Source organism: uncultured Succiniclasticum sp. (assembly GCF_902793885.1).
Classification (GTDB): Bacteria; Bacillota; Negativicutes; order Acidaminococcales; family Acidaminococcaceae; genus Succiniclasticum.
The window spans coordinates 1-20,119 of record NZ_CADBFF010000028.1 but is presented as its reverse complement, the minus strand read 5'-3'; the positions used below and the strand labels follow the sequence as shown (position 1 = coordinate 20,119).

At 51.4% G+C, this 20,119-nt stretch carries 17 protein-coding genes and 5 tRNA genes; 1 reads left to right on the top strand and 21 read right to left on the bottom strand.

Features of this window, described 5'->3' with window-relative positions:
* Positions 1–156: 156 nt before the first annotated feature.
* From QZV31_RS11485 to QZV31_RS11395, 19 genes are all read right to left on the bottom strand, one after another.
* Entirely contained in the window at positions 157–852 is a 696-nt protein-coding gene (locus QZV31_RS11485) for a DUF554 domain-containing protein (protein WP_295360736.1), read from the bottom strand.
* Complete coding sequence (ftsY, locus tag QZV31_RS11480; RefSeq protein WP_295360734.1) at positions 853–1,779, bottom strand: signal recognition particle-docking protein FtsY; 927 nt, start codon at positions 1,777–1,779, stop codon at positions 853–855. It abuts the gene before it with no gap.
* Positions 1,780–1,826: 47 nt separating this feature from the next.
* Positions 1,827–5,414: a chromosome segregation protein SMC gene (gene smc / locus QZV31_RS11475; RefSeq protein WP_295360732.1), complete on the bottom strand. Its 3,588-nt coding sequence runs from the start codon at positions 5,412–5,414 to the stop codon at positions 1,827–1,829.
* Between the two features lie 218 nt (positions 5,415–5,632).
* Positions 5,633–6,973, bottom strand: coding sequence for a DEAD/DEAH box helicase (locus QZV31_RS11470; RefSeq protein ID WP_295360730.1), 1,341 nt, complete (start codon positions 6,971–6,973; stop codon positions 5,633–5,635).
* Positions 6,974–7,046: 73 nt separating this feature from the next.
* A complete protein-coding gene (locus tag QZV31_RS11465) occupies positions 7,047–7,676 on the bottom strand; it encodes a hypothetical protein (RefSeq protein ID WP_295360727.1) in 630 nt (209 codons plus the stop codon).
* Positions 7,677–7,857: 181 nt separating this feature from the next.
* Positions 7,858–8,532, bottom strand: coding sequence for an autotransporter outer membrane beta-barrel domain-containing protein (locus tag QZV31_RS11460; protein ID WP_295360725.1), 675 nt, complete (start codon positions 8,530–8,532; stop codon positions 7,858–7,860).
* A complete protein-coding gene (locus QZV31_RS11455; RefSeq protein WP_295360723.1) occupies positions 8,418–11,333 on the bottom strand; it encodes a hypothetical protein in 2,916 nt (971 codons plus the stop codon). Before QZV31_RS11455 ends, QZV31_RS11460 begins: the two co-directional genes overlap by 115 nt.
* Before the next feature lie 196 nt (positions 11,334–11,529).
* Positions 11,530–11,618 (bottom strand) — tRNA-Leu (locus QZV31_RS11450).
* An 8-nt stretch (positions 11,619–11,626) separates the two neighbouring features.
* A tRNA-Cys gene (locus tag QZV31_RS11445) sits at positions 11,627–11,700 on the bottom strand.
* Between the two features lie 105 nt (positions 11,701–11,805).
* Positions 11,806–11,881 (bottom strand) — tRNA-Gly (locus QZV31_RS11440).
* A 4-nt stretch (positions 11,882–11,885) separates the two neighbouring features.
* A tRNA-Phe gene (locus QZV31_RS11435) sits at positions 11,886–11,961 on the bottom strand.
* Positions 11,962–11,965: 4 nt separating this feature from the next.
* Positions 11,966–12,042: transfer RNA gene (locus QZV31_RS11430), tRNA-Asp, on the bottom strand.
* Positions 12,043–12,119: 77 nt separating this feature from the next.
* Positions 12,120–12,818, bottom strand: a complete 699-nt coding sequence (locus QZV31_RS11425) for a hypothetical protein (RefSeq protein WP_295360721.1) — start codon at positions 12,816–12,818, stop codon at positions 12,120–12,122.
* Entirely contained in the window at positions 12,796–12,933 is a 138-nt protein-coding gene (locus QZV31_RS11420) for a hypothetical protein (RefSeq protein WP_295360719.1), read from the bottom strand. The genes QZV31_RS11425 and QZV31_RS11420 overlap by 23 nt, the downstream gene beginning before the upstream one ends.
* The gene (locus QZV31_RS11415; RefSeq protein ID WP_295360717.1) at positions 12,933–13,538 is read right to left on the bottom strand and encodes a hypothetical protein; all 606 of its coding nucleotides are present in this window, start codon (positions 13,536–13,538) and stop codon (positions 12,933–12,935) included. The genes QZV31_RS11420 and QZV31_RS11415 overlap by 1 nt, the downstream gene beginning before the upstream one ends.
* A gap of 214 nt (positions 13,539–13,752) precedes the next feature.
* A complete protein-coding gene (locus QZV31_RS11410; RefSeq protein WP_295360715.1) occupies positions 13,753–15,012 on the bottom strand; it encodes a phosphopentomutase in 1,260 nt (419 codons plus the stop codon).
* Positions 15,012–15,464, bottom strand: a complete 453-nt coding sequence (gene bcp / locus QZV31_RS11405) for a thioredoxin-dependent thiol peroxidase (RefSeq protein ID WP_093730023.1) — start codon at positions 15,462–15,464, stop codon at positions 15,012–15,014. The genes QZV31_RS11410 and bcp overlap by 1 nt, the downstream gene beginning before the upstream one ends.
* A gap of 84 nt (positions 15,465–15,548) precedes the next feature.
* Entirely contained in the window at positions 15,549–16,346 is a 798-nt protein-coding gene (gene udp / locus QZV31_RS11400; RefSeq protein WP_093730024.1) for a uridine phosphorylase, read from the bottom strand.
* Positions 16,347–16,780: 434 nt separating this feature from the next.
* On the bottom strand, positions 16,781–18,151 hold the full coding sequence (locus QZV31_RS11395; protein ID WP_295360710.1) for an IS4 family transposase: 1,371 nt from the start codon (positions 18,149–18,151) through the stop codon (positions 16,781–16,783).
* A 701-nt stretch (positions 18,152–18,852) separates the two neighbouring features.
* Here QZV31_RS11395 and QZV31_RS11390 point away from each other — a divergent pair.
* Positions 18,853–19,167, top strand: coding sequence for a ribbon-helix-helix protein, CopG family (locus QZV31_RS11390; protein ID WP_295360708.1), 315 nt, complete (start codon positions 18,853–18,855; stop codon positions 19,165–19,167).
* Between the two features lie 139 nt (positions 19,168–19,306).
* Here the strand turns inward: QZV31_RS11390 and QZV31_RS11385 are convergent, their stop codons facing one another.
* Both QZV31_RS11385 and QZV31_RS11380 read right to left on the bottom strand, forming a co-directional pair.
* Positions 19,307–19,513, bottom strand: coding sequence for a hypothetical protein (locus tag QZV31_RS11385; RefSeq protein WP_295360707.1), 207 nt, complete (start codon positions 19,511–19,513; stop codon positions 19,307–19,309).
* Positions 19,514–19,534: 21 nt separating this feature from the next.
* Positions 19,535–19,735, bottom strand: a complete 201-nt coding sequence (locus QZV31_RS11380; protein WP_295360705.1) for a hypothetical protein — start codon at positions 19,733–19,735, stop codon at positions 19,535–19,537.
* Between the last annotated feature and the right edge of the window lie 384 nt (positions 19,736–20,119).

Sequence of the window (20,119 nt, the reverse complement as noted above, 5' to 3'; positions counted from 1 at the left end):
AAGTATTTTTGCTTGACAGCTTAAAATATTATGGCTTACTGTATGTAGTTTTTAATTCCAAAACTACAACCTGTTCCTTTCGTCCAAACCATCGATTTTCGTCCGAATTTAACATAATTTGGATGAAGGCTCAAGATGTTGGACGAAAGATATTACTCAAAACCCCAGTGCCTGCATCAGCTTCAGCGCCAATGGAACCACCAGCAGGCCTGGCAGGTAATTTAACACTTTCAATTTGGTTATACCCAGCATGTTAAAGCCGATGGCCAGGATCATCAGGCTGCCAGTGCAGATCAGTTCTTTTATCAGCGTTTCGGATAAATAAGGGGCAATGTATTCTGCCAGCAGCACGATACCGCCCTGAAAGACCAGCGTGAACAGCGCGGATCCCATGACGCCCACGCCCATAGCCGCCGCCATGGGGATGCCGGAAATCAGATCCAGCAGGGACTTAGTATACAGCATGCTGAAATTGCCCCGCAGGCCTGCGTCAAGGGAACCCACAATGGTCATGGCCCCCACGTTCATAATCAGGCAGGAAGTCACAAAGGCCTGGGCGATCTTCGCCCCTTCCCCTTTCCCGCTAAAACGGGAGGTCAGCCGTTCCGCAGCCCGGTTAATGCGTCCGTCCACATCCAGCAGTTCACCGATGACGATACCCACAATAGTAGATAAAATCAAAACCAGAATATACTCTTCCTCGATCATCCCCTGGATACCGATGAAGATTGTACACAGGCCAAGGCCTTTCATCATGGCATCGGAAACAGACTCGGGCAGCCCCTTGCGAAGCAGGAGCCCCACGGAAGCGCCGATCAGTATCGTAATGGTATTGACAATAACCGCAAACATTTACCCTTCTTCCTCATCCGTGGCAAATAACGCGTCCACAAACTTTTCCGGTTCAAAGGGACGGAAGTCCATGATTCCTTCCCCGATACCGATCCATTTTACCGGCAGGCCCAGCTCTTCCCGGATAGCCACCACCACGCCGCCTTTCGCCGTGCCGTCCAGTTTGGTCAGCACCACACCGGTAATCTTGGTGGTTTCCGTGAACACCTTGGCCTGGGTGATAGCATTCTGTCCGGTGGTGGCGTCCAGCACCAGGAACACTTCGTGGGGCGCTTCCGGAATTTCCCGTTTGATGATCCGGTCAATCTTGCCCAGCTCGTTCATCAGGTTAACTTTGTTATGCAGACGCCCTGCCGTATCAATAAACAGCACATCAATGCCCCGGGCCTTAGCCGCTTTCAGCGCATCAAACACAACCGCAGCGGGATCCGCCCCTTCCTCGTGGGCGATTACATCGCACTGGGCCCGCTCGCCCCAGATTTTCAGCTGGGCAGAGGCTGCGGCACGAAACGTGTCCCCTGCCGCCATCATCACTTTGTAATTAAACAGACGGAAGTAGTTGGACAGTTTGCCGATGGTGGTCGTCTTCCCCACTCCGTTGACGCCTACCACTAGAATTACGGTGGGGCGGGCTCCGATACGGGTCCGCACGCCGTCATCCTTTAACATGGCGGCAATCTGTTTCTTCAGGAACGGAAGCACATCCTCCGTCCCTTTGATTTCTCTTTTCTTAGCTGCCTGACGCACATCCTCGATCAGCTTTTCCGTAGTCTTCACACCCACGTCGGCCGTCAGCAGGATCATCTCCAGCTCTTCCAGAAAATCTTCATCCACTTTGGCAGACATACCCACCAGTTCCGTAATCCGGTCGGTGAAATTCTGGCGTGTCTTGGTCAGCCCCGACTTCAGTTTCTCAAAAAAGCCCATGGCGCTACTTCCTTTCTATATGTAAAATAAACTTTTAGTAACAATCACTACACGCTGTCCTTAACCAGCTTGTCGCTCATCTTCACGGAAAGAATCTTGGATACGCCGGATTCCTCCATGGTCACCCCGTACATTACATTGGCCGCTTCCATGGTGCCCTTCCGGTGGGTGATGACGATAAACTGGGTCTGCATGGCATAGCCTTCCAGGAATTTGGAGAAGCGTCCGATATTAGCGTCGTCCAGCGGCGCATCAATCTCATCCAGAATACAGAACGGCGAAGGATGGTAACTCAGCAGGGCAAACAACAGCGCAATGACCGTCAGCGCCCGCTCCCCGCCGGAAAGAAGGAACAGGCTCTGAAGTTTCTTCCCCGGAGGCTGCGCCTCGATGTCAATGCCGGACTCCAGAATATTATCCGGATCCGACAGTTTCAGTACTGCAGTGCCCCCGCCAAAGAGCTGCACATACGTGTTTTGGAAAAAGCCGTTGATTTTGCCGAAGGCTTCCTTGAACCGTTTCGTCATCCCCGCATTGATTTCCGAGATGACGGACTCCAGCTTGTCCCGGGCCTCGCAGAGGTCGGTATACTGCTTCTGCAAAAACTCATAGCGTTCGCTGACCGCTTTGTACTCTTCAATGGCGCCGGGGTTCACCGACCCTAAGTCATCCATCTGCCGCTGCAGCGAAGCCTGCATCCGCCGCAGGGCCGCTTCACTCTTGTCCTCCAGTACGCTTTCCGCTTTCGCCTCTTCCTTTGCTTCCGCCAGGTTCACTTTGTATTCCGAAGTCAGCTGCTCCAGCGCGTTCTGGTAATCGCTTTCCAGTTTGGCGTTGTCTACCTCGTTCTGATGCACTTTGGCTTCCGCTTTGGCCAGCTCGCCCCGCAGGGTTTTCAGCTTTTCGCCTGCCGCCCCCTGCTTTTGGGTCAAATCCAGTCGTTGCTCCGTATAATCGTGCTGACCGGTAAGGATATCTTGCAGTTCCTGCATGAGTGCCTTGCTCTGTTCCACCAGCTCTGTCTTTTTCTGTTTACTGCTTTCAATGGTCTTTTCTAACTTTTCGTGTTCGTCCGCATCCGCGTTGAACTCAGCCTGCAGCCGTCCCAGATCGCTGTCCAGCTGCTGCATGCGCTCACTTTTCAGCTGCCGCTGGGTGTTGGCAGTCTCCGCCTGGACCCGTGCATCCTGCAGCCGTAATGCCAGCGTTTCCAACGCACTCTTGTCAGACGATATCTTCTTCTGCAGCGCGTCCAGCGTATTCTTCGCTTCTTCGTTAGCCGCTTCCATCTCCTGCAGCGGCTTGCGTTTATCCGCCAGCAGCTGCCGCACGGACAGATATTCGTTTGCCAGCTGGCTGCGGGTGTCCATGGCCAGCTCCAGCGCCTCGTTCTCCCGTTTCAGCTCATCGGACAGGCGCTGCTCTTCCGCTTTCATCTCCGTCAGGCTGATGTTCTTCTGCTGCACAGTATCCCGCAACACGGAGAGCCGTTTTTCCTGTTCCTGCAGTTCATCTTCCAGGACTTCCTTTTCTTCCTGAATGGCCAGCAGGTTTTTATTGAATTTCCGTAACGCCGCTTCCTGCGCTTTCACATCCCGTTCCCGGGTCAGGTAGCCGGACTCTTTCTTCGGGCGGCTGCCGCCGGTGAGGGAACCGCCGGTATTTACCACGTCGCCGTCCAGCGTTACCACCCGGATCCGGAAGCCGCTCTTTTTGGCCGCCTCCATGGCATGATCCATGGTTTCCGCCACCAGCACCCGGCCGATAAGGAACCGGATTGCCGGTTTCACTTCTTCCTTACACTGCAGCAGGTCCGCCGCAAAGCCCCGAACCCCCGGCAGTCTGGCAAGCGCTTTTTCCTCCGCCTTCAGCACCGGTTCTTTTATGGTGTCCAGGGGCAGGAAAGTCGCCCGGCCCTCTTTGCGTTCCTTCAGATACCGGATGGCCTGCTTCGCCGCTTCCGCCGAGTGAATCACGATATTTTGAGAGCCGGCGCCCAATGCCGTTTCCATCGCAGTCACATACTCCGGTTCCACGGAAATCAGCGCCGCAGCCGGCCCGATCACATCCGCATGCCAGCTTTCCCGGCTCTGCATGACCGCTTTTACACCGAAGCCGAAGCCTTCCAGAGATTGCTGCATATCCCGCAGCAGATGCAGCCGGGATTCCACCGCCGCAATCTGGGTCTGGCATTCATTGTATTTTTTATCCACGCCCTGAAAGGCCTGACGTTTTTCCGCCGCCCTGGCCGCCAGTTCGTTTCCTTCCTTTATATAGCGGGCTATATCCTGTTCCAGTTCCCCCTTGCGGGAAATCAGCCCTCGCTGTTCTTCCGTTAATTCCGCCACCCGCTGTTCCGCGGCGTCCACGTCGTCTTTCAGCCGGTTGCGGCGGTTCATGCGTTGTTCCTGTTCCGTTTCCAGCTGCCGGATTTCATTGCGCAATTCCACCATTTTGCGCATATCTTCAAAATTGCTGTCCGTCAGCTCCTGAATCTTTGCCTCGTTATCTTTCTGGGCCTGCAGACGTTCCTGCTGCTGCTGTTCCAGATTCGTAACCTGCTCAGCCGCCTCGTCCCGTTTGGCTTCCAGCACGTCAAACTCTTTGGCCAGCGTTTCCATCTGGGCCGTCCACTGCTTGATCTGTTCCTGCAGCTTCACGTCGCGTTTTGCAATATTGCCCTGCTGCCGGATGCTCTGCTCAATACGTTCGTCCAGCACGGCGTCTTCGCCCTTGATGGCTTCCAGCGCCTTTTCTTTTTCTGTGATGCCGGCCTGGATGTGGGACACCTGGTCGTTCAGCGCGTCCAGCTCCTGCTGCAATTCGGTCAGGAACGCCTCCTGCTCGCTCACTTCTGTGCTTTTTTCCAGAAAGATGAGGTTGCAGTCCTCCTGCTCCTGCTGCAGTTTGGCCCGGGCCTGCTCGATGGTTTCCACCCGCTGCACGAATTGGGTCAGCTTGCAGAGCCGCAGTTTCCCGTTCAGTTCGTTGTAGCGCATGGTTCGCTCCGACTCGATCCGCAGCGGCTCTACCCGGCTCTCCACTTCGCTCTTGATGTCGTTGATGCGGGTCAGGTTGTTGGCCGTATCGTCCAGACGGCGCGTGGCTTCCTTCTTCCGCATACGGAACCGGGCGATGCCTGCCGCCTCCTCAAAGATAGAGCGCCGGTCTTCCGGACGGCTGTTCAGGATTTCGTCGATTTTATTCTGCCCGATGAGAAACATGGCGCCTTTGCCCATGCCCGTATCCGCCAGCAGATCCAGTATATCCTTTAATCTGCAGTTTTTCTTGTTGATGGCGTAATCGCTGTCGCCGGAACGGTACAGGCGACGGGTGATGCTCACCTCGTCAAAATCCAACGGCAGCATGTGGTCCCGGTTGTCGAAGACCAGGGTCACTTCTGCCACGCCTAAGGCACGGCGCCTGCTGGTACCTGAAAAGATAATATCTTCCATTTTGCTGCCACGGAGATATTTGGCGCTCTGTTCGCCTAACACCCAGCGCACCGCATCGGATATATTACTTTTGCCTGAACCGTTGGGTCCTACCACGGCGGTGATGCCCGCGCCGAATTCGAGGACGGTGCGGTCCGCGAAGGATTTGAACCCGAAGGCTGTAACTGATTTTAAAAACAAATTAAATCACCTGTATACTAAAAATGGATTTAGTAAGTCAGGAAAAGACTTCGCAAAACCGTGTATGATTGCTATTCCATGGACTCATTCGCCTATGGCTTCGAAACTCGGGGCTGCGCCCCTCAGACAGTCTCGCCATAACGGCGAATTTCATCTCATGGAATAACGCAATCATTCCCGATGTTTTGCTTCAGTCTTTTTCTGACTACAAATTCTATTTACTCTTTATTGTTTCTCTTTTTCGCCGCTTTTTTGGCCTTTTCTTTTAATGCCATGGAGGCTTCCCGGGCTGCCTGGCGGCTGACCTGCCGGCGGTTGGAGCCGGTCTTCGGGGCATGGCGTTTGTCCGCGACGGAGTTGCGGCCTCTGGATTTCGGGGCTTCTTTTTTCTGTTCCGCTTCCCGTCTCCGGGCGGCGGCGATCCGGGTCCGGCGCACGATTTTGCGGCCGGTTGCCGTCTGCTTTTCCAGTGTCACACCCAGCTTTTTCTCTATATTGTGCAGCCAGCGCAGTTCTTCCGGCGTGTACAGGGTAACGGCGACGCCGTCTTTGCCGGCGCGGCCTGTACGGCCTACCCGGTGCACATACCAGTCCGCGTCATGGGGCACGTCGTAGTTGATGACGTGGGTCACGCCTTCTACGTCCAGTCCCCGGGCCGCAATATCGCTGGCCGCCAGAATCTGGATTTTGGCGTCACGGAACTCTTTCATCACCGTTTTACGTTTTGCCGCGCTCATGTCGCCGGTGAGCACGGCCACATTATAGCCATGCTCGCCCAAAAAGGCGTCCACTTCTTTCGCCCGCTCTTTGCTGATGCAGAAGACCAGCATCAGATAGGGGTTCAGGCGGTCGATGAGCTTCATGAGAAGCTCCGGTTTCTTTTCTTCCGTGGTGCGGATGCAAATCTGCTGAATCGCCTTTACCACCGTTTCTGCCGGCGTAACATCAATGACCTGACAGTTGGTGGTCATGCTCCGTCCCAGCTTGTTGATTTCTTCCGAAACGGTAGCGGAACACAGCATGGTCTGCCGTTCCGGACCGGTCATGGCAATCAGCTTCGCCGCATCGTCCATAAAGCCCTGGGCCAGCATTTCGTCTACTTCGTCCAGCACCAGGAACTTGACGCCGCCCAAGTCCGTATTGCCTTTTTCAATATGGTCCAGCAGTCGTCCCGGGGTGCCAATCAGCACCTGGGCCTTGCCTGCCAGCTTGTTCTTCTGGGTTTCAAAATCACGGCCGCCGATGACCGCCAGCGTAGAGATCTCCAGTCCTTCCAGCACCTGCTTCATCACTTCATTGACCTGCTGGGCCAGTTCCCGGGTCGGCGTGATGACCAATGCCTGCACGTACTTTTTAGCCGGGTCGATCTTCTGGGCCAGGGGGATCAGAAAGGCCAGCGTCTTACCGGTTCCCGTCTGGGCCCGGGCCAGCACGTCCCGCCCTTTCAGCAAAGCAGGAATCGCCTGCTGCTGCACCGGCATGGGCGTTTTAATCCCCATCTTCTGCAAATTTTCCCTCACTTTGGGAAGTACGTTTATCTGTTCAAAAAAAGTGCTCATTTTTTACCTCTGTAAATCCTTAACTAAAATTGAAGTATAGCAGCCCATAACTCTGCTGGCACGATACTGCGTCTTATGGTTTTCTCTTACTCTCTGCGCTGTGCTGCCACAGATACCACACGGCCAGACTCCGCCAGGGCCGCCAGGGTTCCATCAGTTTGTTCAGCTGTCCCCGTTTGGGAACTTCTTTCAGTTTGCACAGCTTCTGCATTTCCTTTTTCAGCAGAAAATCATCTCCCGGCAACACATCCGGGCGGCACAGGGAAAGTAGCAGGAACATTTCGATGGTCCACTGTCCCAGCCCACGCACGGTTTTCAGCAGCTTGACGATCTGGGCGTCCGTCATCTCTGCAAAAGCCGTAAAATCAATGGTACGGTCCAACACCAGCCGGGCGAATTCCTTCATGTACGTTATCTTGATTGCCGAGAGGCCGCAGGTAGCAATGGTCTCGTCCGTGAGAGCCAGCAGTTTCTCCGGCATCACCGGGTTCCCCGCCAGATGTCGCAGCTGTTCCATGATCTTCGCGCTGGACTCCGGGGGCAGCTGCTGGGCCGCGATACCCGTCAGCAGCACCTCAAAATACCGCTCCAGTCCATCCGGTTCCAGCGTACAGTGTCCGTATTCGTTTATGAAAGGAAGCAGCTCTTTTGCATTTTCACGCAAAAAAGATTCACCGGCCAGCCAGTCTGTGGTCTTACGCATGACACGACCTCCGTGTTTATACTAAATCAAGCGCAAACTATCCCATATTAATTAGTATATTATACCACAAATAATCAGGTTCATTCAATATAAAAGTATGCCATTTCAGGCAAAAGAAAGAGCCAGGCCGTCTGGTCTGGCTCCTGTATCAACTTCTTAATGCAAGCAGAAGATATTCCCGTCACCACATTCTCTTTACCGTAACCGTACACGACCAGTCCTTATCGTGACTTCCCCGCTGGAAGGTTGCGTCGCCGCCTACCGTCCAGCCTTTGGCTACTTCAGCCTCCCCGCCGATGGACAGCACAAAGTGGGTTTTGTCCTGTACGTTCCGCATGTCGTAGGTGTTGGCCTGATTGCCCATGTAACTGTACCGCAGTTTCGGTTCTGCGCCTGCAAAGGCGTGCTTCACCCCGGCCCGGATGGCGTAGCTTCCCCCGGCCAGGTAGCGTTTAAATTCTACACCGGCTCCCATGCCGAAGTAGTCGTTGTGCTTGCTGTCCACTACCTGATTATATATTCCGGCCCCGTCTTCCCGGTAGCTGTTCTGCCATAATCTTGATAACTGCGCATTCACATAGGGCCGCACATGCCAGGGCACATTTTTCTCCGCCTGCAGGTCGTATAAATATTCCCCACCTAATTCCAGGATGCGGCTGTGGTAATCCGCTCCGGCAACCAGATTCTGATTCCGGATGCCACGGCGCAGCTTGTTCCTAAGCCAGCCATAGTCCAGATAGACTAAACCTTCACTCCTGCCTTTGCTGTACCCGCCATACAAACCGAACCGCACATCCCGCAGTTCATTGCTGGCGGTGTTGTCGGAAAAACTGGTTTTGCCGTATCCGGCGAACACTCCGGCACGCCCTCATCGCTGCTGTCTTCCAGATGCTGCATGGGAATATTGGCTTTCGTCTCCTTCGCCGTAAATGCCTCTGTCAGCCGGGAAGACAGCAAATGCTGGATCACCGTGCTGCGCTGGGCCAGCGCCATACTTTTCGCCGACGCATTGGACCCAATGGAAGACAGGGTTTCTCTGGCTTGTGCCGGCATCAAAGAGAACAGCGGCCGCATTTCATTGCGGCGGGCGTCACCGTTTGCCGTCAGGTTATTGTACATCGCCATCATGGCGCCGTAGGTTTCTCCCTGCACCGCATCCGTTTCTCCCAGATTGTTGGCCTCTTTACCGGTCACTACCACCGTATTCCCTTCCACCGCGCCGATCTGATCCAGCATACCGAACTGGGCGGGCGCGTTTTCTGTATTCTTTACGGAGCCATACACCTCATCTGCCTGCACTACGGCAACCTTTTCATCCGGCAGTAATTGATCCGCAACAATCGTCGAACCGTTGATGTTCGCACTGCCGATCACCTCAATGGTACCGGCGCTGCCGCCTGCCACGCCCTGCAGCGTGCCATCCGACAGCAGATCGCCGTCAATGGTCATAGACGATTCACTGTCAACGGCCCCAATGGTACCTCTGTTGATAAAGTATCCCTTATCCGTATCATCCAGTTTGGAAGCAAAATCCGCCGCCACCAGACGGCTCATATCGTTGACTATATAACTGCCGCCTAATAATGAAGCATCCCGGTCCACATACACGCCCACCACATTGGCCTTGCCGCCGTAGGTCAGTACGCCGCTGTCCACGTTCAGTTTCATGTTGTCCGGACCGGTGATGTTCCCGTCATATTCCATCGTCGCCGCAAAATTCAGGTTCGTCACCAGATCGGGAATGTAGGCATCGTAGTCATAGCCGTTCTCCCCGGTTTTCCCGTTGTACTGGATACGCAGCGGCCCTTTCCATGTCGAATCCTCTTCTTCCACACCGTCATAGCTGCCATCTGTATTGAAATACTTCCAGTCGCTGGTGATGTTTCCGCGAATGGAGGCCCCTTCTTTTATGTTGATGTTCTGTACGAAGGCATTTTTGCCGATATAGATTGCATTTTCCCCACCGGACAGGGACCCGGTGAGATTGTATTCCGTAACCTGGGGCCCGTTCAGCTCATCGGCTCCCGCATTGTATTCATTCTCATTCATGCCCGTCAGGTTCCAGTTTTCAGGATTTTTAATCTCACCGGTCTTCTCATTCACACTCCGCTTGTAACGGATATAGGAACCCCGGTATTCATCATCCGCGCCGTTACTGCTGGAACCGAAGTCAAAACAAATACCGGTACCCCCCTGGCCGTTAGCAGTCACCGTGCCCGCCTGATTCACCACCTGGTCGCGGCCGTAGGCGATCAGGATGCCATTGCCCCGGAGACCATCCGCATGGATGTTCGTATCCTCGGGAATGATCAGCGTATTCTGCATGCCGTCCACCCGGATACCGGTAGCCCCCGTGCCGTTGGTCAGTATATCCGCCGCCTGGGTCAACGTATTACGGGATCCGTAGATGTGCAGGCCGATCCCCAGCGGCACCGTGCTGGGCGTTCCTTCCACATAGGCCGTACCCTCTTTATTCCGGGCAAAATAGCCCTGGGTATTGGTAAAGGTCGTTCCATTCCCGTAAACGGAATGCCCGAAATAAGCCTCCCGGTCGATGTCATAGCCCAGGTCCTGCATTACGGCCAGTTCCGCTTCCATAAAGGACGTGTAGTTGCTGTATTCCCGGTGACTCATCATACCGGCCGTCTGCAGATGAGAACCATCAAACCCTCTGCTCTCCCAGCCATTGACAGGGATGCCGTCGACACCAAAGAACGTAGCGCCTGCCAGAGCATCCGTTACATGCGGACCCACAAAATAAGCTTTCCCGTTTTTCCCGGAAGCATCTTCTCCTTTATTCTGGTTGTTTACAATAAAGAAATCGCTTTCCTTCACGCCGGGATCCGCTTTCTTTTTTTTCGCAAAATCCGCCGCCGACAGAATTTCCATCCCCGGTTTTGCCGGATTCAGGTTCTGGTCAGCCAGATGCAGGTTCCAGGAATCCGGATCCGTAACCTCGGCACTGAAACAGATCGACGTTTCCCCTTTCGTCCCGGGTTTATTTACATCATCCAGTCTCTTGCTGATGCCCAGGGCATGACCCAGCTCATGGCGAAAGGTAGCTACAAAATCCGCCGCCTGCTCGTTGGAAGGCAGCACCGTATCCGTATCCACCCACCAGCCGTCTACCGTTCCCTCGCGGTCTGCGCCAAAAAACTGACCTATGTAGATGACGCTGAACCCATAATCCCCCAGAGGCGGGTTCTTGGATTCCCCGATTTCTTTTGTCATCCGGAGCAGCTTTTTTCCGTCCTGCAACTGCTGTGGCACAAAATTAGACTTAACTTCCTTTAACTTTTCCTTTCCCGGTACATAACACGACGTGCTCGCGTAGGCATTCTGCTCATTGACCAACGTAGTCACAAACACCTGCCATGGCGTCTCATTTTTCGCTTTCGGGCCGATCATCCCCGTCCAATAGGATGTACTGGATTTCACCGGCTGAATCAGGGAAGAGTCCAGCGTATAACCGGCCTTGGACACAAAACCATCAATTCCCTCACCCTTGGTCAGGAATTGCATTTCCACAATCGGCTTTCCGTTGTTATACACATACTCCGGCGGCATTTCAAACGCATGGCCATACCCGGGCGTGGCCAACAGCGCCGTCATGACGGCTGCCGTCAACAGCTTTTTCCTGCTGTATTTCTTTCTCATAAACACGGTTCCTCTTTCTTGGTGGTATCTATCCTGTTACACCATAAATCACAACCTTAACAGTAGTATTATATCACACAAAACACAATCGGAGTTGGAAAGTTCTATCTTTTCAGGGTTATCTCCGTCTCGTCCTGTTCAATTGCCCATAAACAAAAAACCTGCCCTTTCACTGAAAGGACAGGCAATTTTTTACTGGTGCCGGGGACCGGAATCGAACCGGTACGGGTATCTCTACCCGCGGGATTTTAAGTCCCGTGCGTCTGCCAGTTCCGCCACCTCGGCAGAAGGTATGGAGGCGACACCCGGAATTGAACCGGGGATAAAGGTTTTGCAGACCTCTGCCTTACCGCTTGGCTATGTCGCCGTACCTACTCTGTATATGGCAGCGGTTGCAGTCTCCCGGACTTTCGGCCCGGGCTGCGGAATTACACTGCCCATACATGAAAAGGATTTCTCCTTTTATAAACAATGGAGCGGAAAACGAGACTCGAACTCGCGACCCCAACCTTGGCAAGGTTGTGCTCTACCAACTGAGCTATTTCCGCAACATGGTGCCTCAGCACAGAATCGAACTGTGGACACAGGGATTTTCAGTCCCTTGCTCTACCAACTGAGCTACCGAGGCATAATGGCGACCCGGACGAGACTCGAACTCGTGACCTCCGCCGTGACAGGGCGGCATTCTAACCAACTGAACCACCGGGCCGTTTTTTCATCAAGCATTATTAGTATAGGTTATTTCTTCGTTGCTGTCAAGCTTTTTTACAAAAACGCGGCACAATTTCATGGAGCGACGTCCGGATATCCCAACTGTCTTGCCAGTTCCCGCAGATACGGTTCCAGCCTTTCCTCCAGCAGCTCTTCCAGATCCACCAGCTTTTTCGCGTCAAAATCGTGGATCGTGTTGGGGATATACCGGATCTTATTTTCCGCATAGAACATGTTGCGCACCTGGTTATACAGGAACACCACCTCGCTGCCCGTGGCAAAGTCCGCATAGTCCAGAATAATCGTGCAGTTGTTGAGGAACGGCAGCGGATACTGGGGGATGATGAACTTCTCAAAGGGCCCGATCCGTTCCGGCAGCTTGTCCGGAAAATGCCAGTCAAAGATGCCCTTATGCTCCAGCACGAAATGCGAATGGGGAATATGGGTGGGCGTCGTCTCCTCCACCAGCCGGTCTATATACCGGTTGATCCATTCCTCAAACTGGTCCTTGTCCCGTGTGATGTAACGGAAATCCCGGTACCGCTGCAGCCCCACCTGGCGGACGGGCACATAATCAAAGGTCTCATCCGTATAGACCAGCTCCAGCCGTCGCCGGGCCGGTACATTCTCATAGGCCGCCAGCATGTACTCATGCCGGAACTGGCACCCTCCTTCCTTAAACGTAAAACCATGCAGCTCCCGGGGCAGCTTCTGCAGAAACTCCCAGTTCGGGCGCCGCGCCTTGATCACTTCAAAATCTTCCGGTTTTGGCATAACGATATTCACGTACCGCAGCGTTTTCTTCCCGTTCTTCCGCCACGCCGGCCCATGACCTGGGCAACGGGATACAGGCTGCCTCCCCCACGGGCGCAGCCTGTAGAACGGTCATCAGATCTGCGGTTTTCCTTCCATTTTATTTAACAGATTACCCAGGGTCCATTTAATGGTATCCGAGGGTTCTTCCGCCAGTCCCAGGGGTTTCAGGTCCGTTTCCCGCAGGAACCGCCGGATAAACTTGTTGCCGTCGGAATTGTAGGCATACATATCCGCATAGGCAAAGGTCCTTACATAGGTTTCCATGTCATGATCAAAAGGCGAATGGCTGGTTACCATGTAGGAATCCATCCGGTGCACCACCATCACCACCAGGGCGCCGCAGCCCGCCTGTTCCGCCGCCGCCTTCATGGCTTCCTTGTCCGGCTTCGGGTTTTTGGCGAACATCTCATCCACCGCGGCATTGGCCTTGGTGTTGTCGTCCATCAGCCGGTAATAAGGCACATGGTAATCCATCTTCACCATCTGGATCCAGCCCCGCATATCCGCCCTGCTCACGCTGCGGGTGCGGTCGATGACCACAAAATTCACCGGCTTCGTCTCAAAGGCCTCCGCTTTTGGCATACCCAGCACCGGCACCCCTTCCAACGGGGAAATATCCCCGGCGACGCCGCTGCACAAGACTGCCAGCATCGCCAGCAGCAAAAACAGTTTCTTCATTTTCTATCCCCTCCTGCCAATCCGAAATCCATGCTTTCTTCCAATATATAGTATCTGAAACAGGATTGACTCTTTTACAACCCGGGATTAGTATACAAAACAATTGTGTCATTTTTATGGAACCGGGAAGGGCAAACCGAAATCCCCGCAAGCCACGACACCTTCACAAAACACCTGCCGCAGCCGCGCGCCCTTTGGCTCCGCCACGCATCCGCTATTTCCAGATATCCACCGCGGTGCCGTGTCCCAGGGGACCCACGCCCAGATAGTCCGCCAGGGTCTGGCCGATATCACTGAAAATCTTAAAAGGCGGAAGCTGCTGCGGTTTCACATTCTGTCCGTAAAACAGCACCGGAATCTTTTCCCTCGTGTGATCCGTTCCCTTCCAGGTAGGATCGCAGCCGTGGTCCGCCGTCACCAGCAGCACATCGTCCGGCTGCAGCAGCGCCCACAGTTCCGGCAGACGGCTGTCGTAATACTCCAGCCCTTCCCCGTAACCCAGGGCGTCCCGGCGATGGCCGAAGGACGAATCGAAATCCACAAAATTGGCAAACACCAGCGTCCGGTCCGGCGCATCCTTCACTGCTTGCAGGGTGGCGTCAAAAATCTTATCCAGCCCCGCCGCGGGATAATGCTTCGTAATGCCCCGGTGGGCGAAAATATCGGCGATCTTCCCCACCGCATACACGTTGCCCCCCGCCGCCACCAGTTTATCCAGCAGCGTGTCCTCATGGGCCGGCACCGCATAATCGTGACGGTGGGCCGCTACCCGCTGAAAATCATCCGCCTTTGTGCCCACAAAAGGACGGGCGATGACCCGGGCGATCTTATAGGGCTTCACCAGTTCAAAGCTCAGCTTGCAGAGATCATACAGCCGTTCCAGGCCGAAGCTCTCCTCGTGGCAGGCGATCTGCAGCACGCTGTCCGCCGACGAATAGATGATGGGCTTGCCGGTACGCATATGCTCCTCGCCCAGCTCTTTGATGATCTCCGTACCGCTGGCCAGCTTTTCCCCCAACACTCCGGGCAGGTTTCCTTCTTTTATAATAGCATCCACCAGCTCCTGTGGGAAACAGTGGGGCCGGTCGGGAAAATAGCCCCAGTCAAAATCTACCGGCACACCGGCGATCTCCCAGTGGCCGCTGAGGGTGTCCTTTCCCTTGCTCACCTCCGACGCGCAGGTATAGGCCGCCTTCACCCGGCCGGCATTCAGGGACAAATCTTCCAGCGGCTTATCGGAAATGGTATGGGCCATGTCTTCCCCGGTGCTGAGCCAGTGGGCCGTTTCCAGCCCCATGACCGCCAGGTTCGGCAGCGCCAGATACCGGGGCGAGCCGTCCGGGTTCTTCCGGTTCTCCGCCATCCATTGCACAATATGTCCTAAGGTATCGGACCCCTTATCCCCAAAGGCCGCCGCGTCACGGGCCCAGCCGATTCCAAAGGAATCCAGCAGCGTAATGATCACACGAGCCATCACAGCACCTCCAGCATCTGCTGCGGATTCTCCGCCGCCTTCACCTTACCGAACGCCTTTACGATGACGCCCTTTTCATCGATTAAATAGGTAGAACGGACCACGCCCATGGTCTTCTTCCCGTACATATTCTTCTCCTGCCACACATCATAGGCCTGGAGCACCTTCAGTTCCGTATCCGACAGCAACGTAAAGGGCAGGTTATATTTCTCCTGAAACTTCTTATGGGACGCCACGCTGTCCTTGCTGACGCCCAGCACCACCGCGCCCTTCTCCCGGAACTGGGGGAACAGCTCCCCGAAATTGCAGGCCTGCTTCGTGCAGCCCGGGGTATTATCCTTCGGGTAAAAATACAAAACGACTTTCTGTCCCCTGAAACTTTTTAAGGAAACCTGATTCCCGTCCTGGTCCGGCAGGGTAAAATCCGGCGCCACGGTTCCAACTTCCAACATAGCGATTCCTCCTGTAACCCGCAGTCACATTTCACACACACACGATCACACAGGAAAACCTTTCTCTGTGATTCCGAACAAAACTTACACCTTATCCGCGGCAATGAGCTTTTCCAGGGCCCGCTTGGCCACCTTCTGGAACCGCTGCTCCGCCTTTTTATATACGCCGGGGGGCGCTACGGACTCGCTGTCCGTCCGCTTGGCCACCACGCCGCAGATGGCCCCGGCCCGAAGCCCGTGGACGCTGCACAGGGTCAGCAGCGTGGACGCTTCCATCTCAAAATTGGTACAGCCCAGAGCCTGCCATTCCTTCAGGCTCCCCTGCAGCCGGCGCAGCACATAGCCGTTTAAACTGTCGTAACGTTCCTGTCCGGGCCAGAAGCTGTCCGTGGTGACGCCAATGCCCATACCGAAGGGCACCTTCAACTCCCTGGCCGCATCCCGCAGGGCGATGGTCACATCCAGATCCGCCACCGCCGGGTACTCGATGGGCGCATAGGCCCTGCTGGCCCCGTCCATCCGCACGCAGGCCTTACAGATGACCACGTCCCCCAGATTGATCTCTTCCTGCAGGGAACCGGTGGTGCCTACCCGGATAAAGGTAGTGACGCCCAGACGCCCCAGCTCTTCCACCACAAAGGTGATGTTGGGGCCGCCCATGCCGCTGCTCATCACCAGCACCGGCTCCCCCTTCACACGGGCCAGCCAGCTGGTAAACTCACGGTGGCTTGCCAGAAACACGGCCTTCTTGTCCAACGCTTTGGCCAGGCCTTCCACCCGTCCCGGATCCCCGGGTACCAGGGCATATTTGGCGCCCTGCAGCATCTCCACCGATAAACCAACGTGATACAGCACTTCACCGGGTTTTGCGTAATTCTTCATAGCACAGTCCACCTTTCGTTGTGATTGATTTGACGCATTCTGTCTGTTCCTCTGCTCCGGAGCCGAAGCGCCGTACCCGGCATCTCCGGGCGCAGGCAACCTACAGGGCGCGAATTCGCAGTCTCTATTGTTTATTATATCACATACGAAGAGACAGGACACGAGAAATTGGGGAAAATGATAATCCCCCGCTGTGTAAAAACAATGTCATTAAGTTAAGCATGACAGGGGGTAAATCGGATTTTAGCTTATTAAAGTGGCAGTCAAAACTCGTTAAGTTAAGAAATCCGAAAGAAAAAACGTCTTGGTTTTATAAGCCAAGACGTTTTAATTTTGAGGATAAACCTGCTGATAACCAGTTATTTTTTAATTTTAGGCATAGCAAACAGACCGGTGCCGGTCTGATATAAAATAATATGAAATTGTCAGATGTGTCAGGCTACTCGATATATGAAGTACACTGGTGATTTTAGTCTAATTTTTCGTGGGTCTTTTCTGCCGGGACGTATTGCTTGTGTGTATCGTGATAATTCAGAACATAGTCGTTGGAATGATAGTATTTTGTTTTTGAAAAATGAACGTACAATAGTAACCGCCATTTTGAAATCAATGGCGTAATCATGTTTAGTAATTCGATTAGGTAATTCTACTTCGTTTCCACAGGCAGCAACAATATTGTACATGACTAAATGAGCATACAGTTCCTGTAAAACAAAATCGTCTTGTTTACTGTGGAACTGGATAGCTCCTAAAGCATATTTCAGACTGCGGAATGAAATTTCAATGTTCCAACGTCTTCCATACAGGTCTTTTATATCATTGGCAGAAAACTGGTCAGAAGGGAGATTAGTGATAATCACTTCCCACTTGTTTTCGCCTTCTTCGTTGATTTTAACTTTTATTGCACGGAAATGGACGATACAGGCTTCTTCGAAATCCCATCGTTTCTTTCTTGCCTTTATCCCGTCTTCAGTAAGGTCATCTTCAGATTTATAGCCTTTTTTAACAATTTGAAGAGAACGGTATCCAGCATTAAGATATTTTTTCCTCTGGTAGGGAGTAACTGGAATATCAAACCACTGGTCACATTCTTCATCAGGTAATGCACCAATTTCGGGGATAGAATTATCTCTACCAATGGGACTACGTAATACGTAGTATCCACCGGAACGGTTACCATGTTCAATCAGGTTATAGCTGATATAGCCCCTGTCCATAGCAACAATTTGCTTGGCACGGATGTGACTATCAATCAATTTTTCACCCCAAAGACGTTCGTTACCACCGATACCGTGTTTCGGACCTGCAAAACAATCAATATATTGTTTATTTAGAACATCATAAATAATATTGGCATGGAGCAGACAATAAGATTTAGCATCTTCTCCGTCTTTGCGTGTTTGATGTCTTTTCACAAAGCATTCGCTTTTTGGATTAGCAGGAAAACAAAAAGAAGAACCGTCGATAGCAACTACCTGATAACCTTTAAAAGTCTTTTTATTGCTGATTTTATTTAATTTTAAGAGCATATCATGAAATACTTCCGGTTTTAACTTGTTCCGCTGTTGTACAAAAGCAGATGCACTCATGCGTTCTTCGATATTAGGAAAACTCTTAAACAGTTCAGCGTTGATTGAGTTTCCTTCCATTTCAAGAATGAGTTTCAGAAGCTTTTGCGGAGGAAGTTTGCGATTACGGATAAAATCTTTACCGGGATTTTTGCAGTATTTCTGAATATTTGATGTAGTATCTTCGATGAGGTTATTCAGCATCTGAATCGGATTAGAATTAGTGATTGAGTTCATTAAACCTCCGTAATTTTAGAAACGGAGGCACACGAAAAATCCCATAAAGCCGCTTGACAAGCCGGATTTCAATGTTTTATAATATAACCAAAGGGGTACAATACGTGTGCCTCAGTTTATTTACCAGAACGTCGGAGGGTCGCCAAACTTTATCCGGCGTTCTTTCATTTTGCTTACGCCTGTTGGGTAAGCAGGGCTGGTGGGGTCGCCAAACTACACCAGTGATAATTCTACAAAATATAACATATTTTTAAAATCATTTTCGTTTAAACATCAGGTTTCGCCGGGGCTTCGTCGTGTCGCCCCGGTTTTTTATTCTACAATATATTATATCATATCAATTTTAAATTTTCAATGTTCTTTACTAAGTGCAGTATACTAAGAAATTTTGTATTACGTCAACAGGTTACGGAATATGTTGTGGTTTTTCGATTAAATCTTTTAAATGGTCACTATATGTTGATTTGATAAAGTCCATTTTTATTCTACAGCAAATTGTGAACAGTTTGTGAATTGTTTGTAGAAGATTAACAAAATGAAAAAACGCATTAAAATTGCTTGTAATGTGGGTTTTAAGTGCTTTAAAAAAGTAAAAGATGATAGTATTTTGATGAAAATATTATCATTTTATTTGTGGAAGCTATTGCATTTTTGATTAATAATGTTGTATAATGGGTAAAATTGTGAACGGGGGTAAAACTATGGGAAGACCAGCCAAAGATGGCAGATTTGCCAATTTCTATATGGATGCTACGTTGATTGATAAGCTAAACAAAGTCGTTGAACTGACGGGAAAGAGCAAGACTGCTGTATTGGAAGAAGCATTACGGCAGTATATTGAACCGTTTTGTAATATGGAAGGCAATATCGAACCGAAAGAGGCTGTCTATGTTCCTACCGGACAAGCTTGCGTGATACTGGCGGTTGAGCAGGTTGTACAAAGGAAATATTACAGGATTTTGGTAAACGGGGAAATCAAGAGTGTCAGGGCATGGGATGTTGTGATTAATAAATAATTTAACTATGGTTATGTTACACAAAAAAGAAGTCCCGGACGGCGATAAGCCAATCCGGGATTTTTCATAATATCAATTTTATATAGGTTTTATATCGGCTTGATAATCGCCCCCTTCAAACTATATCGAAAACTACAGATTACTCTTTTTGTCTTGTAGCAATATCTTTATCAATGCTCATAATCAATTCCCGTTTAGTATGTTCATGAAAATCAGAACAACCTGTTATTACATTAACAGCTTCCCACCAAACACAACGGTCAGGTTCATAATAACCATGATTAATAAGCCGATAGCCACAATATTCATATTCACCACAACGAATCCGTTTTGCCCGATTTTTCACAGTTATCCTTCCTTATACAATTTAATCCGTCGTATCACATTCAGCCTTTAACCACTCTTCCCAATCTTTTACAGTCCAATCTTTACGGTTTTGACCGTATACATCACACTTTGTCGCATAATAGATTTGATATGCAATCCATCTTGCTTTTGCGTTCGTGGACAACTCGCAAAACCATTGCTCATGATTTTTCTTTTTGATAACAGTTTCATTACTATTCATTTTATCATCCTCCCATACATCGCAAACCGAACTCCACATCTTAATACACCACCTTTAACCACTCCGTTTATTGCTTTTCTTTACAATTACATTATACCAAAGTCGGGGGAAAGATTATATGCAGAACTAACACCAACACTCACTTCTACCACCATTTCTGTTTTTACTTTTGTTTTAAGTTATGTAATTATGAAAACGAAAAAAATGATTATTAAAATCTTTTTTGTGATATAATGTTCTTACATACAATATGGAATGGGTGAAACTGTTGGTTAAATTCTTTTGGTTGAAAGACTAACTATTAAAAGTCAAGCTCCAAATTGAGAAAATTTGGGATTGGAAGAAGTTGCAAAACGGCATAACAAAACAGAGCGACTTCTGGCG

Bases quoted from the DNA above. Each gene is read 5' to 3' on its own strand.
- QZV31_RS11410 (WP_295360715.1), bottom strand. From the start codon at position 15,012: ATGGCTCGTGTGATCATTACGCTGCTGGATTCCTTTGGAATCGGCTGG.
- QZV31_RS11390 (WP_295360708.1), top strand. From the start codon at position 18,853: ATGGGAAGACCAGCCAAAGATGGCAGATTTGCCAATTTCTATATGGAT.
- QZV31_RS11420 (WP_295360719.1), bottom strand. From the start codon at position 12,933: ATGACCGTTCTACAGGCTGCGCCCGTGGGGGAGGCAGCCTGTATCCCG.
- udp (WP_093730024.1), bottom strand. From the start codon at position 16,346: ATGAAGAATTACGCAAAACCCGGTGAAGTGCTGTATCACGTTGGTTTA.
- bcp (WP_093730023.1), bottom strand. From the start codon at position 15,464: ATGTTGGAAGTTGGAACCGTGGCGCCGGATTTTACCCTGCCGGACCAG.
- QZV31_RS11395 (WP_295360710.1), bottom strand. From the start codon at position 18,151: ATGAACTCAATCACTAATTCTAATCCGATTCAGATGCTGAATAACCTC.
- QZV31_RS11485 (WP_295360736.1), bottom strand. From the start codon at position 852: ATGTTTGCGGTTATTGTCAATACCATTACGATACTGATCGGCGCTTCC.
- QZV31_RS11465 (WP_295360727.1), bottom strand. From the start codon at position 7,676: ATGCGTAAGACCACAGACTGGCTGGCCGGTGAATCTTTTTTGCGTGAA.
- QZV31_RS11380 (WP_295360705.1), bottom strand. From the start codon at position 19,735: ATGAATAGTAATGAAACTGTTATCAAAAAGAAAAATCATGAGCAATGG.
- QZV31_RS11470 (WP_295360730.1), bottom strand. From the start codon at position 6,973: ATGAGCACTTTTTTTGAACAGATAAACGTACTTCCCAAAGTGAGGGAA.
- QZV31_RS11425 (WP_295360721.1), bottom strand. From the start codon at position 12,818: ATGCCAAAACCGGAAGATTTTGAAGTGATCAAGGCGCGGCGCCCGAAC.
- QZV31_RS11455 (WP_295360723.1), bottom strand. From the start codon at position 11,333: ATGAGAAAGAAATACAGCAGGAAAAAGCTGTTGACGGCAGCCGTCATG.
- QZV31_RS11415 (WP_295360717.1), bottom strand. From the start codon at position 13,538: ATGAAGAAACTGTTTTTGCTGCTGGCGATGCTGGCAGTCTTGTGCAGC.
- ftsY (WP_295360734.1), bottom strand. From the start codon at position 1,779: ATGGGCTTTTTTGAGAAACTGAAGTCGGGGCTGACCAAGACACGCCAG.